Genomic DNA, 15,966 nt, shown 5'->3' with positions numbered 1-15,966 from the left:
CGCAAGCCTAGCCGCCCGCGGGAAGCCTTACCGGTTGCGCATCCGGTAGGTCTTCGCGGCCGCCTCGATCCGGCGCTGCGTGCGCGTGCCGGGGGCGATCGACTTCTTCGCCTTGGCGTACAGGTAGTAACCGCCGCCGATCGCGAGGGCCCCCACGATCAGGTAGAACAGGGCCGGCCCGAGCAACGAGCTGACCACCCAGCCGACCACGATCACTCCGGCGATCAGCGCCACCAGAAACGCTACGGCCTTACCCATCTCGGCCTCCCCGAGTCGAAGCTGCGAACTCCACCATGACTCACCGGGGCAACGTGGCGCATCGGTGGTAACCCTGAATACCCTGTCCGAAATGCCCGCTATACCACTGATTCCGGAGGTGACGCGGGTGCCGCGCCGCAACTTCTTCCCGGAAGCGCCGTTGTGGGTCGTGACCAAAAAGTCCGAACGGCCCCCGCGGAAGGACGACGGCGTGCGGATCATCCGTCTGGCCCCCTGGCCCGTACGGCGGCGCCTCCTGCACCACCTGCAGAGCCGCGTCCTCCCCCTGGTGCCCGAGCCCGACCGCCTGCGGGTGGCCCGCCGCCTCGCGCCGCTGAGCCCCCGCCCCCGCCTCAAGCCGATCGGCGACGCCCCCACCCTGCGGGTCCGCACACCCATCGGAAGGATGCGGGCCCGGCGCTGCCTCGACGCCAGTCCAGCCGCGGTGCGCCGGGAGAACCTCGACCGCGTGCTGGACACCCTGACCAGCGCGGACATCGAGTGGTTCCGGATCCCGGTGGCGTCGCTGACCCGTACGGGGGTGGCCGTCGACGCCGCCGACCGCGCGCGGGCCCTGACCGCGCTGGCCACGGTGACCGCCCGGGGCGAGGGCCGGCTCGACCGCGTGATCCCGGGGCGGGTCGTACGGGTGAGCTGGCCCGTGACCGACCCGCACGGCCGTCTCACGCTCGGCCCCGCGTACGGGTGTGAAGTGGAGTTCTGGCGGCGCGAGGACGGCAATCTGGTCGGGCCGCGCAGCAACCCGGTGGCCGACACAGTGCCGGTCGACGAGCCCGAGATCGTGGTCGCCGAGCCGGTGTTCGGCCCGTTCGGCGCGCCCGGCACCACCCGCCGCTACCGCACCCGTGAGGTGTTCACGATGGTGAGCCCGGATCGGGTGGCGTTCCCGATCGACGCCGTCTACACGTGGGTCGACGGCGGCGACCCGGCCTGGCACGCGCGCAAGGCCGAGGCGCTGCGCGAGAACGGGTGGGTCGCCGGCACGAACGGGCAGACGGCCAACAACTCCCGGTTCGTCTCGCGGGACGAGCTGCGCTACTCGCTGCGCTCGCTGCACGCGTTCGCGCCATGGATCCGCCACGTCTTCCTGGTCACCGACGATCAGGTGCCGGCCTGGCTCGACACGTCCCGCGGCGACCTGACCGTGGTCAGCCATCGCGAGATCTTCGGCGACACCGGACGGCTGCCCACGTTCAACTCGCAGGCCATCGAGTCGCGCCTGCATCGCGTCCCCGGGCTGGCCGAGCACTTCCTGTATCTCAACGACGACGTGTTCCTGGGCCGGCCGGTGGCGCCCGAACTGTTCTTCACGCCGGGCGGGCTCACCCGGTTCTTCCCGTCGGGCGCGCTGGTCGACTCGGCGCCGCGTTCGCCCGCCGACCGCCCCGCGGACTCGGCCGGCAAGAACAACCGCCGGCTCATCCAGAGCGCGTTCGGCCGGGTGCTCACCCGCAAGATGAAGCACACGCCGCACCCGTCGCGGCGCAGCGTGCTGGCCGAGATCGAGGTGCGGTTCGCCCAGGAGGTCGAGGCGACCGCGGGGCATCAGTTCCGCCACCCCGAGGACATCGCGATGCTGTCGTCGCTGCAGCAGTACTACGCCTATCTGACCGGCCGGGCCGCCCCCGGGCAGATCAGCTATCTCTACACCGACCTGGCCGACCCCGCGACGCCGTTCCACCTGGCGCGGTTGCTGCACAAGCGCCACCTCGACGCGTTCTGCCTCAACGACACCGACTCCGGCGCCGGCATCGTGAAGGAGCAGGCCGCGCTGCTGGCCGAGTTCCTGCCCGCCTATCTGCCCTTCCCGTCCCGGTGGGAGAGGCCATTTCCCCGTACGCCGGTGGTGGCGCGGCAGATCAAGCGGGCCGAGCCGGTCCCCGAGGCGGTCCGGTGAGCACCGACGTGGTGGTGCTGGGGCTCGGGTACGTCGGGTTGCCGCTGGCCCAGCAGGCCGTACGGTCGGGGTTGTCCGTTCTGGGGTTCGACGTGGACGCCCGCGTGGTCGCCGCGCTCGCCGACGGCCGCTCCCACGTCGACGACCTGAGCGACGCCGACATCGCCGAGATGCTGGCGGGCGGTTTCCGGGCCACCACCGACGAGTCGCTGATCGCCACCGCCGCCACCGCCGTGATCTGCGTGCCGACGCCCCTGGCCGAGGGGGACGGGCCCGACCTGACCGCGGTCACCGGGGCCACGGCGGCGATCGGGCGGAACCTGCGGGCGGGCATGCTGGTGGTGCTCGAGTCCACCACCTATCCGGGAACCACCGACGAGGTCGTACGGCCGCTGCTGGAGGAGCTGTCGGGGCTGACCGCGGGCGTGGACTTCCACCTGGCGTTCTCGCCCGAGCGCATCGATCCCGGCAACGAGCTGTTCGGGCCACGCAACACCCCCAAGGTGGTCGGCGGGTTCACGCCGGGCTGCACGCTGCGGGCGGCGGGTTTCTACGGCCGGTTCGTCGAGACGGTGGTGCGTACGCGGGGAACTCGGGAGGCCGAGACCGCGAAGCTGCTGGAGAACACCTATCGCCACGTGAACATCGCGCTGGTCAACGAGATGGCCCGGTTCTGCCACGAGCTGGGCATCGACCTGTGGGACGTGATCCGGGCCGCGTCGACCAAGCCGTTCGGCTTCCAGGCGTTCTATCCGGGCCCGGGGGTGGGCGGTCACTGCATCCCGATCGACCCGAACTACCTGTCGCACAACGTCCGCAGCAAACTCGGCTACCCGTTCCGGTTCGTCGAGCTGGCCCAGGAGATCAACGCGACGATGCCGTCCTATGTGGCCCGTCGCGCGCAGAACCTGCTCAACGCCGACGGCCAGGCGGTGCACGGCGCGACGATCCTGCTGCTGGGCGTCACCTACAAGCCCGACATCGCCGACCAGCGCGAGTCACCGGCCACCCCGTTGGCCCGCCAGCTGCAGGCGCTGGGCGCCGAGGTGACGTTCCACGACCCGTACGTGACCGACTGGATCGCGCCCCGGGCCGGCGACCTGCGGGGCTCGGTGATCTCGGCCGACCTGGTGATCCTGGTGCAGAACCACCGCGCGTACGACGCGGACGAGCTGGCCGCGCTGGCCAAGCGCTTCTTCGACACCCGCGGCGCCACCACGCTCCCCCAGGCGCACCGCCTCTAGGCAGGGGCGATGCGCAAGCCGTACGAAATCAAGAGACGCGGAAGGTCCAGCGCGAGTTCAGCACGTAGTTGACGACCGGGATCGTCACCAGCGCCACCCCCTGCGCGCCCAGAAACGGGATGTCCAGGGCCTCGGTGCCGAGCAGCAGGATGAGGCTGTTGAGCGCGAGGGCCACCAGCGTCACGGTCAGGAAGCGCCCGGCCGTGAGCACATGCCCGGCCGTCGAGCGGAAAACCCAGGACCTTTGCAGCCCGTACGAGATCAGGACGCTCGCGGCGAATCCCGCGCCCGACGCGATCACGGCTCGGACGCCCAGTCCCGCCGCCAGCAGCGCCCCGACGCCGAGGTGGGTCAGGGCGCCGGCCCCGCCGCTGACGGCGTACCGGAGGATCTCAGCGCTCCGCACGGGCCCACTGCTCGGGCAGAGCCGTCCCGACCTGCCGCTCCGCCCTGTCCTGCACGAGGTAGCGCGGACGTCCCCGCACCTCCTCGTGGATGCGGGCCAGGTACTCGCCGATCACCCCCAGGCCCAGCAGCAGGAACGTGCCCATCACGAGAAGCAGCAGGATGACGGTGGGGAAGCCGGCCACCGAGTCGCCGCCGATCCAGCGGATCAGGGTCTGCGCGCCGAGCAGCACGGCGAACCCGGCGAAGGCCAGCCCGACCATGGTCACCAGGTGCAGCGGGGCCGAGGTGAACGAGGTGAGCCCGTTGACCGCGAGCCGGAACAGCGCGCCGAACGTCCAGCGGGACCGGCCGCCCGCACGTTCGGAGATGTCGACCTCGATGGTGCTGCGGCGAAAACCGATCCAGCTGCTGGTGCCGCGGAAGAACGACGAGTGCTCGGGCAGCCGCAGCAGCGCCTCCAGGGCCGGGCGGGCGAGCAGCCGGAAGTCGGTCGCGTCGATCAGGTCGACCCGGGTCAGTCCGGTGAACGCCTTGTTGAACGCCCGCCCGCCGAGCCTGCCGACCAGGCCCTGGCCCGTACGGCTGCGCTTGACCGCCTCGACCACGTGCGCGCCCTGCCGCCAGCGCCGCACCATCTCGGGGATCACCTCGGGCGGATGCTGCAGGTCGGCGTCGATCACCACCACGGCGTCGCCGGCGGCGTGTTCGAGCCCGGCCAGCACGGCCGCCTCCTTGCCGAAGTTGCGGGAGAGCTGCAGGCCCCGCACCCGGTCGTCGAGCATCGCCTGCCGGGCCACGAAGTCCCACGAGTCGTCGGTCGAGCCGTCGTCGACCAGCACCAGCTCGTACGTGAGGCCGGCGCCGGCCAGCACCTCGGTCAGGCGGCCCACGAAGCGTTCCACACCGGCGCCCTCGTTGAAGACGGGCGCGACCACGGAGATCATCGGGCTCGATACGGTCACGCTCGCCCAACGACGGCACGGCCGCAAAAGTTACAAACCGGCTCAGCGCAACAATTCGGCCAAAGACGGCGGATGGGTTCTGTCGATGATGATCGTGCGGACCGACTCGTGGTCGCGGTACAGCCGGGACAGCCGCTCCGAGAGCACGTCCTCCCACGAGCGGTCGGGCCGGTGCCGTTCCCAGGTGGCGCGGTCGGGCAGGTATTCGAGCAGCACGCCGAGGTCGCGCAGCAGGGCGAAGGACTCGCAGTCGGTCATCACGACGGGCCGGTGGTCGGGGTCGACCTGCAGCCGCTGGCGCAATGTCAGCACGAACTCCCGCACCGCCTCGAACTCCAGCCCGATCACCACGTACAGGTGGACCGGCGGTCGCGGCGCGGCGACGGCCGGTACGCCGGCGGGCTCAAGCGGCAGCGGGATCGTGCGGCCGGGCCGGCGCAGGCGCCGCAGCACCGACCGGGTCAGGCGCGGCGCGGCCACCACCGGGTTCTTGAGCAGCGCGAGCAGCCCGGAGCCGATGCGGTACGACTCGCTGCGGCGCAGCCGTTCGGCCCGGCGGCGCTCGCGGTCACGTTCCCGGCGCAGCTCGTCGCCGCGGTGCCGCTCCTCGACCAGCCGGGCCTCGAGCATGCGCAGCCGGCCGGCCATCGCGGCCAGCTCCCAGCGGGCCCGTTGGGCGGTGTCGAGCGGCTCGGGCGCGGACGCCGGCCGTGCCAGTGCCTGCGAAGCGGTTTCGGGCACGTCAGCCTCCCGTACGGTCGTGGCGGGCAGCGAGCCCACCGAGCCAGGTCGCGGCCGCGGACGCGCCGTTGGAGAACGTCAGCTCCTCGCAGCGGGCGCGCAGCACGGCACGTTTCTCGGGGCGGGCCGCCGCGTCGAGCGCCCGCTCCAACTCATCGGAATCCGGGTCCTCGACGGCCAGCGCCACCCCGGCGGCGTCGGCGTGCCGGGCCCGGCCGAGCTGGTCGTCCAGCGCCGCGCCGAGCCGTGGCACCAGGACCGTGGGAATGCCGAAGCGCAGCTGCTCGTGATAGGCGTCGTAGTCGGCCGAGCTCACCACCAGGTCGAACGCCCGCAGGTAACGGGTGACCCCCGTGGAGCGGACGACCACCTGGAAACCGTGTGCCTCCAGCCGCTCGACAACCCGGCTCTCGTTCAGCCGCACCAGCGCGGCAGGCCGGTCGTCGAGCCCGAGGTCGACCCGGGCGGCGTGAGGGTCGAGCAGCTCCCCCGCGTCGAGCAGGGTGATCGGCTCGACCCGGTGCGCGTTGGCCCGGTCGGCCACGGTCGGCCCGTCGTCGGCGGGCGCGGCGAACTCGCCCGGTTCGAGCACGTGATCGAAGACCTTGCCCTCGGTGATCCACTCCTGCCCCGCGCCGCGCGGCCACATCGCCTGCCGCACCCACACCCACAGCACCCGCGGGTGGGCCCGGACGGCCTCGGCGATTCCCTCGCAGGGCAGGTCGTCGACCGCCACGATCTCGGGCTGGTGCAGCTCGACCAGGTGGGTCAGGCGGTCGCGAAGCATCCGGTTCCAGGCCGTCCCGGAAGCGCCGAGCGCCTCGCGGGGCGGGATGTGCTCGCTGAGGAAGCCGTGGGCCGGGGAGGTGTAGGACCGGGTGACGATGACGGGCGCCAGCTCGGCGGGCAGCCGCCGGGCGATCGCGAGCAGCCGGTAGGGCTCGCCCACCAGCAGCATGCGGCGCGCGGGCGCGGGGGGCACCGGGCCGGGCTCGCGGGGAAGGGCCGGCGCGCTGATCCGGGGACGGATGCCGAAACCGGCCAGCCGCCTGAGATGCGACTGGTGACCCGAGGTGCGCTCCAGCGCCCGGAACCGCTCGGGGTGCTCCTGCCAGGAGGCTGCCGCGTCGACGATCTCGTGCCAGTTCTGCACGGTCAGCCGGCACAGCAGGGGCATGGCGTCGCGCACCCGGTCGTCGACCGGCGCCCACTCGACGTCGTCGGGCAGGCCGGCCGCGGCGGGCGGCTGGTCGGCCACCACCACCGTGTGCTCGGCCCGCACCCGCCTGCGCGCCTCGTCCAGCAGGTCGGAGCCGCGAACGACCAGCAGGCGTACGGCTGTGGGCTGGTCCTCCCGGGCCAGGGTGGCCGCGCCGTCGCGCAGGAGGTCGCGTACGCGCGGGGCGAAAGGCAGCGGGCGCGCGTCGCGGGGCACGTGCACCAGCACCGTGCTCAGCGCCGCCTCGTGCTGGGCGTGCACCTCGGCCGCCACACCCGCCCCGGCGAAGCGGAAGTCGGCCAGGATCGCCACGTCGTGAACGGTCGTGGTCACCGCGAACCCCCCTCTCCACTGTCCGTTTTGTCCGTCTACCGGCTCAACGATCCCCGGCACGCACCGTGATGGCAACGTCACAGAAACCGGGGTGGCGTAGTCAACCGGGCGGCAACCGAAGGGCATCGGCAGCGCACCCGAACATGGGTCATCTTCACTGCCCGCGCGTCGAACAGAACCCTGAACGCGGCGGTAGGAGCCGGCGCGGACATCAACGAAAGGCAGTCGATGCGCTCCTCGATCACCAAGCGTCTGGCCCTGATCGCCATGATCCCCGCCACCCTGTTTGTGATGGTCGCGTTCGCATCGGCGGCCCAGGCCGCGCCGCTCGGCACCGCGAAGATGCGGGCCGACATCGTGACCCAGACCAACAAGATGCGCGCCGCCAAGGGCTGCAAGGCCGTCGTCATCAGCCCGGCCCTGACCCGCGCCGCCACCGGCCACAGCGCCTGGATGGCCCGCACCGGCAAGTTCAGCCACGTCGGCGCGAGCAACTCGACGTTCGCCCACCGCATCAAGAAGGCGGGTTACGTCCGCCCGCTGAGCGAGAACATCGCGTACGGCTACCGCACGGGCGCCGACGTCGTGAAGGCGTGGATGGCCAGCCCCGGCCACCGGGCCAACCTGCTCAACTGCAAGGCCAAGGCCGTCGGCGTGAGCGTCGCCGTGGCCGCCAACGGCACCCCGTACATCTCGCAGGAGTTCGGTTACTGAGACCGGCTCAACTGCCGCACCACACGGCGATAGGACAGCAGGGCCTCACCTTCACGGGTGAGGCCCTCCGTCGTTTCCAGCCACCGTCCCAGCACGTCCCGCTCGTCGGCGACGAACACCGCCGCCGCGTCGGCCAGCCGTTCCTCGAGCAGGGCCATCGCCGGGAAGCGGGCGTCGGGCGAGGTCGTGCCGGGCGGCCCGGCGATCACCAGCAGGTCGACGTCGTGCAGATCGGCCAGCGCCTCCAGGTCGTACCAGGGAAAGGTTCTCTCCCCCACGGGCACCGGGCGCAACGGCGCCGCCCGCACCTCGGCCACCGGGACGAGCGCGTGCGTGGCCACGGCGGCCCGGACCGGTTCGGCCGCGTCCGGCTCGTGGTGCAGCGACACCAGCCGGCCGCCGACCTGTTCCATCGCGTACGCCAGCCACACCGTCGACATTCCGCTGCCGAGCTCGACGGCGAGCCGCGGCTTGCGGGTGCGGATCAGGTGCAACAGCTCCAGCAACTCGGCCGGGGCGGGGGTGGGTGGCATCGGCGCCCGCGGCGTGACCCGCTGGAACAGCTGGACGATGGCCTCGATGTCGCGGGTGTGCGTGCGCATCTGGCCGGCCAGCGCGCCGGTCAGCTCCCGGTGCCGGTCACCCGAGTGCAGCAACAGATCCTCCATCGCGCCGAGCAGCCGCCGCTGGGTCTGGTCGAGCACCGCGCGCACGTCGTTCTGCTGCCGGCGCTGCGCCCGGGCCAGCCCGGAGATCCGCCGCGCGATCAGCAGCAGGCCGCCGAACAGGATCGTGAAGAAGACCGCCAGCAGGGTCAGGGCGACGGTGACGTTCCCGGTCAGCGCGGCCGCCGCGACCGCCGCGCAGAGCACGCACGCGCCGGCCGCCAGAATCGCCTGACGCCGGGTGAGGCTGCGCAAACGACGCATCGGCCCTCCTCCTGATCTTCGGTTCGTCCACGTCAACGCGGCCCGGCGTCCCTGGTTACGCCCGCACCCCGCGCGGTCCCGGCCCGCTGCTCATCCGCGCGGGCCCGGGCAGAACGCGACTCCGGCCCGCTGCTGGGAGGCGGCCTCCAGTGATTCGTCGAAGCGGTGCACCGAGAACGGCCAATCCCCGTACAGCTTCAGGAACTCGGCCCGCAGCGCACATCGACGGGCCGCGCCGTCCGGACCCGGGTCGAAGTCGGCCATCTCGACAGCGATCCGGTCGGCGAGCCGGGCCGCGGGCGTCGCCATCGTGGTGTCCCGCTGACGCTTGTTGGCGGCGGCGGACACGGCAGCCGTCAGGGCCAGCAGCACCACGGCGATCAGGACAACCCCACGTTTCCGTACGAGGTGCAGCGCCGCCGCCACGAGCAACGCCCCCGCCGTCGTCGTCACCGCGGAGTCACGCCACCCCCAGCCCCACTTCCCGCCCGTCACCAGGTGCTGCACGTCGGCGTTGAGCGACCCCATCGCGGCGCCCAGCAGCACCAGCGCGCCGGCGGTCAGGGCCAGGGCGAGCGCCGCACGCCCGCTCACCCGGGACAGCCGTGGCAGGTCGCGAATCGCGTGCCGGGCCAGCAGTCCCAGCACGATCAGCGCGACCACCAGAACCGTTCCGCCCAGCCACGGGCGCGCGCTGCCACCGGCCGTCGCGGCGCGCCACATCAGCGGAGGCAGCCAGTCGATAGCGCGTACGGGGAAGGCTTGAAAGCTGTCGGCGGTGAGCCGCACGTCCGAACCCTTGTAGCAGTCGCCGGTCGAGCAATAGCGCTGGATCACGACCCGGACGGCAAGGAAGATCGGCAGGAAACCCAGCCACAGCAACGAAAGCGCACGGGCGGGGGCCGCGGTGAACAACCGGCCCGGGGACAGGCCGAGCACCAGCCAACCGCGCAGCAGCACGGCCAGGGTGGCGAGCGGCAGGGCGAGGGCGGCGATCTCGTTGAAGGCCGCGAGGGCCGCGCCGCCGAGCATCAGCAACGGCATCCACCACCAGCGGAGCGGCCGGCCGGGATCGATGCGGCAGAGCCCGGCGGCAACTCCGAGAACGAGAGCGGCCGACGCCAGGTAGAGCCCGCCGAACAACACGATCGGGCTCGACCCGCCGGACGCCACGAACCCGGCCGCGACCCCGAACGGCACGACCGCCGCCACTGTGGACGGTGGACGACGGAACAGTTCGCCCCGGGCCACCACGCTCTCGGCCAGCAGGACGGCAACCACGCACAGCAGCAGCGCCGACAGGAACGAGACGAGCCGGAAACCGACGTTCACCGGCAGGCCCAGCACCTCGCTCAGGGCATACGCGGCCGTGTCGAGGGCCTTCTCGAGCATCCGGCCGAACAGGCGGAAGTTGCCCAGCCGCAGGTAGCCGGGGAGCGAGTCGAGCGTGTGCGGCACGATCCGCAGCGGGTCGTCGCGGAACAGGCCGCCGTGCCAGTAGAGGTTGAACCGGTGGTCCCGGCTCGGCGCCAGCGCGACCAGAGGGGCCAGCACCGGCAACGGCACCAGCACGGCCCGCAGCAGCGCCCGCCGCCAGAGCGCGCCGACCGGCGGCCCCTCGACGACGAAACGCAGGCCCACGCGCGGGGCGGCGGGCGGGGCATCCAGCGTCGGGGCGCTCATGCCTCAGGTCAACGAGCCCGCCGATCGATCGGTGACGCTCTCGAGCAGCCGGGCCAGCGTGGGCGGGTCCCGCGGATCTATCACCGTCGCCCGGGAGGCCCGATGGTCGCGGCACAGCTGGGCGACCCGGCCGGCCAGCAGCGACTCCCACCGCGAACCGGGTTCGTGCCGCGACCAGGTCGCCGGGTCGGGCAGGTATTCGAGCACCACGCCGGGCACCTGCAGGCCGCGCAGGGCCGGCTGGTCGGTGACCACCACCGGCAGGTGGTCGGCGTCGACGAGCACCCGCTGGCGCAGCGCCCGGACAAGCGCGTGCGAGCCCGCCCGGGACAACCCGATCGCCACGTAGACCCGGCCCGGCACCGGGGGCGCGGGTGACGCCGGCGGACGGGGACGAGCTGCCTCGATCACCGCGCGACGACGCAGCCGCCGGGCCGCCCGGCCGGCGATCGACGGGCCCTCGCGCATGGGGTCGCGGGCCAGGTCGACCAGCGTGCGACCGAGCCGGTACGAGCGGCTGCGGCGCAACGCCAGCACCAGCTCCCGCTGACGGTCCCGCTCCCGTACGGCGGCATCGCGCTCGTCCTCGACGCAGCGCAACCGGCCGGTCAGCGTGGCCACCTCCCACCGGGCCAGGGCGAGGTCGGACGCGTCGGGCTCATCGAGCACTTCGGACCCCCGTCCCGGATCGTTCCCGGCAGTGCCCGGCCAGCCAGGCCGCGGCGTCCCCGGCGCCGTTGCCGAACGAGAGCTCGGCGCAGCGCCGGGCGAGCGCCTCCCGGGCCGCCGGATCGGCCAGCCGTTCGAGTGCCGCGGCGGCCTCGTCGTCGGTCGTCGCGCAGATCGCCACCCCGGCCGCGGCGGCGAACCGGGCCCGGGCCAGCTCGTCGTCGGCGCCGTCGGGGTCGGGCACGAACACCGTCGGCACCCGGGCCCCGATCAGCTCGTGGAAGTTCGTGTAGTCGGCCCGGGACACGGCCACGGCGATGCCGCCCAGCTCGCCGGGACGGGCCTCGGCGACGGTGAAGCCGGGCAGTGAGGCGACCACGCCCCGGCAGAGCAGCGTATTCTCCGCCGTACGGCGGCGGGGCTTACGCGGCAGCTCGGTGATCGGGTCGACCGTGCTCACCCCGGCCCGCGCCGTGGTGGTCCAGCCCTCGTCGCCGCCGGCCGCGAACTCGCCCGGCTCCAGGATCCCGCTGAACAACGCGCCGCGGGCCGCCCACTGCCCGCCGGCGCCGCGACGCCACATCGCCGCCCGCAGCCACAGCCAGCGCGGACCCTCGTTCTCCTCGACGGCGGCGACGATCCCGTCGTGCGGCACCCCGCCGACCAGCACCGCACGCGGGCCGTAGAGCTCGATCAGGTGGCGCAGCCGGTCACGCACGAACCCGGCCCAGCGGTTCTCGGGCGCCCCGAGGTCGGCCGCGGACGGCAGGTACTCGGTGAGCAGACCGGCGGCGTGCGCGGCGGGCAGCCCGGCCGAACCGGCGACCACGACCGGCTCGATGTCGGCCGGCAACCGGCGCGCGACGGCCCGGAACCGGGCGATGTCGTCGCCGACGAGCAGGACCCGGCGGGCCGGGCGGGCGCTGGGCTGCATCTCCGTGCGCGGCGACGGGACGGCCGCGCGGGGCAGCACACCCAGCGAGGCGAGCCGGGCCAGGTGCGAGGCGCTGCCGAACTGCTCGGTCACGAAGGAACGGGCGCGGGCGGCCAGAGCCTCGTACGCGGGCCTGTCCTGGTGCAGGCGCAGGGCGAGATCGCGGACGCCGGCCGGGTGCGTGTAGACCGCGGCCTCGGCGAGAGCCGAACGCAGGTGCGGGGCGGCGATCACGGGCACCCCGCTCGCCATCGCCTCGAGGACCGACCGGCCCGCCGGCGCCCGTACGGGGTCCGGGAAGTGGACGAAGAAGTCGAGCGTGCCGAGGAATTCGCGGAACGACTCGCCGCCGCCCAGCAGCCGCACCCGTACGTCCGGCGTGTCGGGGCACTCGCCCGCGTCGGGCCCGCTGTGCCACCCGAGCACCGGGACCGTCGAATGTGGACGGCGCTCGTGCCGCCACTCGGCCACGTCGATGATCTCGTGCCAGTCGGTCTCGGGCAGCGCGATCCCCGGCGCGACCCGCAGCACCTCCTCGCGGACCCGCGCGTTCACCGGCGCCCACACCACCAGCGGGCCGAAGCGGCGTTCGACGTGCTCGCGCACCTCGCCGAAATCTCCGGGCAGCTGGTCGAGCACGGCGATCGTGTGCCCCGCGCGAACGGCGGGCGGATCGATCGTGAAGGCGCCCGGCCGGCGGATCAGCAGCACCCGGGCGTCGATCTCGTCGTCGTCATCGGCCAGGTCGGCGAGCCCGTCACGCAGGCAGGCGACTACCCGCGACTCGAACGGGCGGACGTGCCGGAGCCGGGGCGAGGGCACGTGGACCAGCACAGTGGTCAGGCCGGCGGCCGCCTGGGCCCGCACCTCCGCGACGATGCTCGCCGAGTTGCCGCCCGGGTGTCGCAGGTCGGACAGGATGGCGACGTCGTACACGGCATGGTCAACGACCCGCACCAACAGGGCGATACGGACAATTCACCCAGCGCCCTTGATCGTTGGACCGGTTGTGGAGAACACACATCCCCTGGCCGTCGCCGCCCTGCAAGCGCGGTCGATCGCCGCACGGGCGCCGCTGGCCCGGGCGGCCGAAACCGGCGACCCCTGGGTGCTCGGCGAACTGGCCCGGGTGATCGCGCTGCAAGACCTGCGTGCCGGTGACCAGGCCGAGGCGCTCGAGATGCTCGACGGTGCACGGAGCCGCGGTGAGGTCGCGCCCGAACATCAAGGGCTGCACTGCCAGATCGCGTACGCCTGCGGGGACCTGCCGAAGGCCGCCGAACTGCTCGCTTCGTACCCGTCGGCGCCGGCGGCGGTGCGGCTGGCGTTGACCGTCGACCTGGCCAACCCGTACGCGCAAGGGGTTGGACACTGGAATTTCGCGGCGCTGATGCCGGCGCCGCGCGTGCACGTGGCGGACGGGCCCGGGAAGCCGTTCGACCGGATCACCACCGGGCCGGTGCAACGCGTCGGTCACCCACTGCGGATCACATCTGTCGTCGCCACGCGGCAGCCCGGACAGGAGTTGCTGACGGCGGTGCGTTCGCTGGCACGGCAGACATGGACCAACCACGAGATCCTGGTCGTGGACGCCGGGTCGCCCCCGGAGTTCTCGCCGGTGCTGCGGGCGGCCGCGGCGCTCGACCCCCGCGTACGGGTGATCCGGATGCTCGCGGACGCCGGTCGTTTCGTGGCCCGAAACGCCGGACTGGACGCTGCGACCGGGGACTTCGTGACGTTCCAGGACGCGGACGGCTGGTCGCATCCGCTGCGCCTGGAACGGCAGGTGGGGCCGTTGCTGGCCGACGAGAACGTGTTCGCCACGACGTGCCGCGGGCTGCGGGTGACGCCGGAGCTGGTGGTGACTCAACCTTCCTCCGGCGTGTCGCTTTCGTCGTCGCCGCTGATGCTGCGGCGGGAGCGGGCGCTTCGTCATGTCGGGCACTTCGATGCCGTACGCGTGGGAGGGGAACTCGAGTACGTCGCACGGATTCGCGCTGTCCTCGGCGACTCGGCGGTGTCTCAAGCAGACGGCCTGCCGCTCAGCCTGATCCGCTGCTCCGGGCCCGATCCCGTCGAGCGGCCGGGGTGGTTGCATCCGGCGCTACGGTCCTATCGTTCGGCGTTCTCGCTGTGGCACGCGTCGGCTTTTGCGGGCGGACCGGCTTCTGCGGGCGAGCGGCTTTCCGCAGGCGGACCGGCACTTGCGGGCGAGCGGCCTTCCGCGGGCGGACCGGATCTGGCGGGTGGGCGGCCTTTTGCGGCGCCGCGGCTGTTGCTCGGGGAGACCGGGGCCAAGGCGTACGACACGGTGATCGCGGGTGACTGGACGACGGCCGGCGGCGCGGGGGTCGCCGGGATCGGGCAGTTGCGTGCGCTGGCCGCGCGCGGCTTGCGGGCCGCCCTGCTGCACCTCGACACGCTGACCAACCTGCGCGACGGCCCGCACGACCTCGACCCTTCCGTCCAGCTGCTGATCAACAGCGGCGAACTCACCCAGGTCGAGCTGACCGACGACGTACGGGCGAGGCTCGTGGTGGCCCGCTCGGCCCGGGTCCTGCAGCACGCGCCCGACCTGCCCAGCGGCGTACGGGCGCAACGAGTCGTGATCGAGGACACGGCCGTCGTCCCGCTAGCCGCAGCAGCCTCACTCCGCTTGTTCGGCCGCAACCCGCTGTGGGCGCCCGCCGGCGCCGACGGACGACGCCTGCTCTCGGGCGCCGAAGCAGCGCTGGCCAAACTCGACCTGCCCAGCACCCTCGACGCCGCGCAGTGGCGACTCGACCGCCGGGGCCCGCGGGCCGACCGCCCGGTGATCGGCCGGCACTGCCGGGGCGGCCGCTCCGAATGGCGCCGCCTGCGCGACGAACTGCCCGACACCGCCCGCCTCGACGTCCGCCTGCTCGACACGACCGGCTCGGCGCCCCGCTCGTTCGGTCGTTTCGGCCCCCCGCGAAGCTGGCTGGTCTACGGACCGGGCGACGTCAGCCTGCGCTCGTTCCTCTACCAGATCGACTTCTACCTGCACCTGCCCGCCGACGACGAGCCCGCCGACCCGTCCCCCGACGTGCTTGCCGCGCTGGCCGCCGGTTGCGTGGCCGTACTGCCGTACCGCTACGCCCCCGCCTTCGGCGACGCAGCCGTGTACTGCGCCCCCGACGAGGTGCAGGACACGATCACCCGCCTGCACGCCAACCGCCGTGCGCTACGCGACCAGGCCACCCGCGGCGCCGACTTCGTACGCCGTCACCACGCCCACGAGCTGTACGCCGAACGCGTCGCCTGGCTGGCCTCCCAGAGCTGACCCCGGCAACCCAAGCGCGACTTTTTCGCACCCCGCAGATCGTCAACCCGCCCCCGCGACGGCCGATTCCATAGGCACAAGGCTTCGGAGCGGCCCCCGCCGCCCCGACAGCGGGGACGCACCACCCCCCATCCCCGCACACCGCTACCCCGCCGTCCCCCGCGGCGGGGTAGCGGTATTTTTCCAGCCTTCGGTGTTGCCCGCTCAATGTGGACACGATGCGGGCCCAGCCGTTCCGGCCCTTCGAGCAGGGCCGCGTGTCCAGGCCAGGAAACGCTCGTAGAGTTCGCCGGGCGATGTGGTGGGCATGTCGCGGGCAGCCTCATGAAGATGCGCACAGAGGTACATCGCAAGTGGCGTCCGGCCCAGTTCAAGAGCGAGAGCCTCGCGTGCCGGGTCGCACGGCCAAGGCTTGCCGCATGCCAGGCAGTCCCAGGACGGCCGGCCCGGGTGATGTTCACTGGTCAGCGCCCCTGCCATGCCCGTAACTCACGCTCACCGGGCTCCTGGCTCATGTCTTCTGTTGCTGCCTGGAGGCGAAGGCGTGCGAACGCGTTGCGACGCTCGTCCTCCTGCCACTTGCGGGCGGCGGCGAGCGCTCGCCGGTACCGGGCTTTCGGTCCCCACGGAAGCATCAGACGCATAGTCGC

13 protein-coding genes are annotated in these 15,966 nt (G+C 72.8%); 4 read left to right on the top strand and 9 right to left on the bottom strand.

The genetic code is table 11. The features are described from left to right. Positions 1–27 precede the first annotated feature (27 nt). Entirely contained in the window at positions 28–258 is a 231-nt protein-coding gene (locus C8E87_RS21900) for a hypothetical protein (RefSeq protein ID WP_133874827.1), read from the bottom strand. Between the two features lie 91 nt (positions 259–349). Here C8E87_RS21900 and C8E87_RS21895 point away from each other — a divergent pair, with 91 nt between their 5' ends. Then, positions 350–2,176: a stealth family protein gene (locus tag C8E87_RS21895; protein WP_133874826.1), complete on the top strand. Its 1,827-nt coding sequence runs from the start codon at positions 350–352 to the stop codon at positions 2,174–2,176. Next, positions 2,173–3,420 carry a nucleotide sugar dehydrogenase gene (locus C8E87_RS21890; protein WP_133874825.1) on the top strand — a complete coding sequence of 416 codons (1,248 nt, stop codon included), beginning with the start codon at positions 2,173–2,175 and terminating at the stop codon, positions 3,418–3,420. The genes C8E87_RS21895 and C8E87_RS21890 overlap by 4 nt, the downstream gene beginning before the upstream one ends. A gap of 28 nt (positions 3,421–3,448) precedes the next feature. Here C8E87_RS21890 and C8E87_RS21885 read toward each other — a convergent pair whose 3' ends face one another. The 4 genes from C8E87_RS21885 to C8E87_RS21870 are packed head-to-tail and all read right to left on the bottom strand — an operon-like array spanning position 3,449 to position 7,083. Further along, a complete protein-coding gene (locus C8E87_RS21885) occupies positions 3,449–3,826 on the bottom strand; it encodes a GtrA family protein (RefSeq protein ID WP_133874824.1) in 378 nt (125 codons plus the stop codon). After that, complete coding sequence (locus C8E87_RS21880) at positions 3,813–4,772, bottom strand: glycosyltransferase family 2 protein (protein ID WP_133874823.1); 960 nt, start codon at positions 4,770–4,772, stop codon at positions 3,813–3,815. The genes C8E87_RS21885 and C8E87_RS21880 overlap by 14 nt, the downstream gene beginning before the upstream one ends. Positions 4,773–4,832: 60 nt before the next feature. Beyond that, positions 4,833–5,531 (bottom strand): hypothetical protein, encoded by a 699-nt coding sequence (locus C8E87_RS21875; RefSeq protein WP_239079865.1) that lies wholly within the window; start codon positions 5,529–5,531, stop codon positions 4,833–4,835. 1 nt (position 5,532) lies between these two features. Beyond that, positions 5,533–7,083, bottom strand: coding sequence for an amino acid adenylation domain-containing protein (locus tag C8E87_RS21870; protein WP_133874822.1), 1,551 nt, complete (start codon positions 7,081–7,083; stop codon positions 5,533–5,535). A gap of 228 nt (positions 7,084–7,311) precedes the next feature. Here C8E87_RS21870 and C8E87_RS21865 point away from each other — a divergent pair, with 228 nt between their 5' ends. Beyond that, positions 7,312–7,797, top strand: coding sequence for a CAP domain-containing protein (locus C8E87_RS21865; protein WP_133874821.1), 486 nt, complete (start codon positions 7,312–7,314; stop codon positions 7,795–7,797). Here the strand turns inward: C8E87_RS21865 and C8E87_RS21860 are convergent. From C8E87_RS21860 to C8E87_RS21845, 4 genes are all read right to left on the bottom strand, one after another. Further along, positions 7,791–8,726 (bottom strand): class I SAM-dependent methyltransferase, encoded by a 936-nt coding sequence (locus C8E87_RS21860; protein WP_239079864.1) that lies wholly within the window; start codon positions 8,724–8,726, stop codon positions 7,791–7,793. The genes C8E87_RS21865 and C8E87_RS21860 overlap by 7 nt on opposite strands. Before the next feature lie 90 nt (positions 8,727–8,816). Then, positions 8,817–10,409: a hypothetical protein gene (locus C8E87_RS21855; RefSeq protein WP_133874820.1), complete on the bottom strand. Its 1,593-nt coding sequence runs from the start codon at positions 10,407–10,409 to the stop codon at positions 8,817–8,819. Positions 10,410–10,412: 3 nt separating this feature from the next. Then, positions 10,413–11,078 carry a hypothetical protein gene (locus C8E87_RS21850; protein WP_133874819.1) on the bottom strand — a complete coding sequence of 222 codons (666 nt, stop codon included), beginning with the start codon at positions 11,076–11,078 and terminating at the stop codon, positions 10,413–10,415. Further along, positions 11,068–12,969 (bottom strand): glycosyltransferase, encoded by a 1,902-nt coding sequence (locus C8E87_RS21845; RefSeq protein WP_133874818.1) that lies wholly within the window; start codon positions 12,967–12,969, stop codon positions 11,068–11,070. The genes C8E87_RS21850 and C8E87_RS21845 overlap by 11 nt, the downstream gene beginning before the upstream one ends. Before the next feature lie 52 nt (positions 12,970–13,021). Here C8E87_RS21845 and C8E87_RS21840 point away from each other — a divergent pair, with 52 nt between their 5' ends. Continuing rightward, positions 13,022–15,316, top strand: a complete 2,295-nt coding sequence (locus C8E87_RS21840; RefSeq protein WP_166661210.1) for a glycosyltransferase family A protein — start codon at positions 13,022–13,024, stop codon at positions 15,314–15,316. The last annotated feature ends 650 nt before the right edge of the window (positions 15,317–15,966 follow it).

The sequence above is a fragment of the Paractinoplanes brasiliensis genome (assembly GCF_004362215.1).
GTDB classification, from domain to species: domain Bacteria; phylum Actinomycetota; class Actinomycetes; order Mycobacteriales; family Micromonosporaceae; genus Actinoplanes; species Actinoplanes brasiliensis.
The sequence above is the reverse complement of the archived record's forward strand: the minus strand, read 5'-3'. Positions and strand labels throughout refer to the sequence as shown.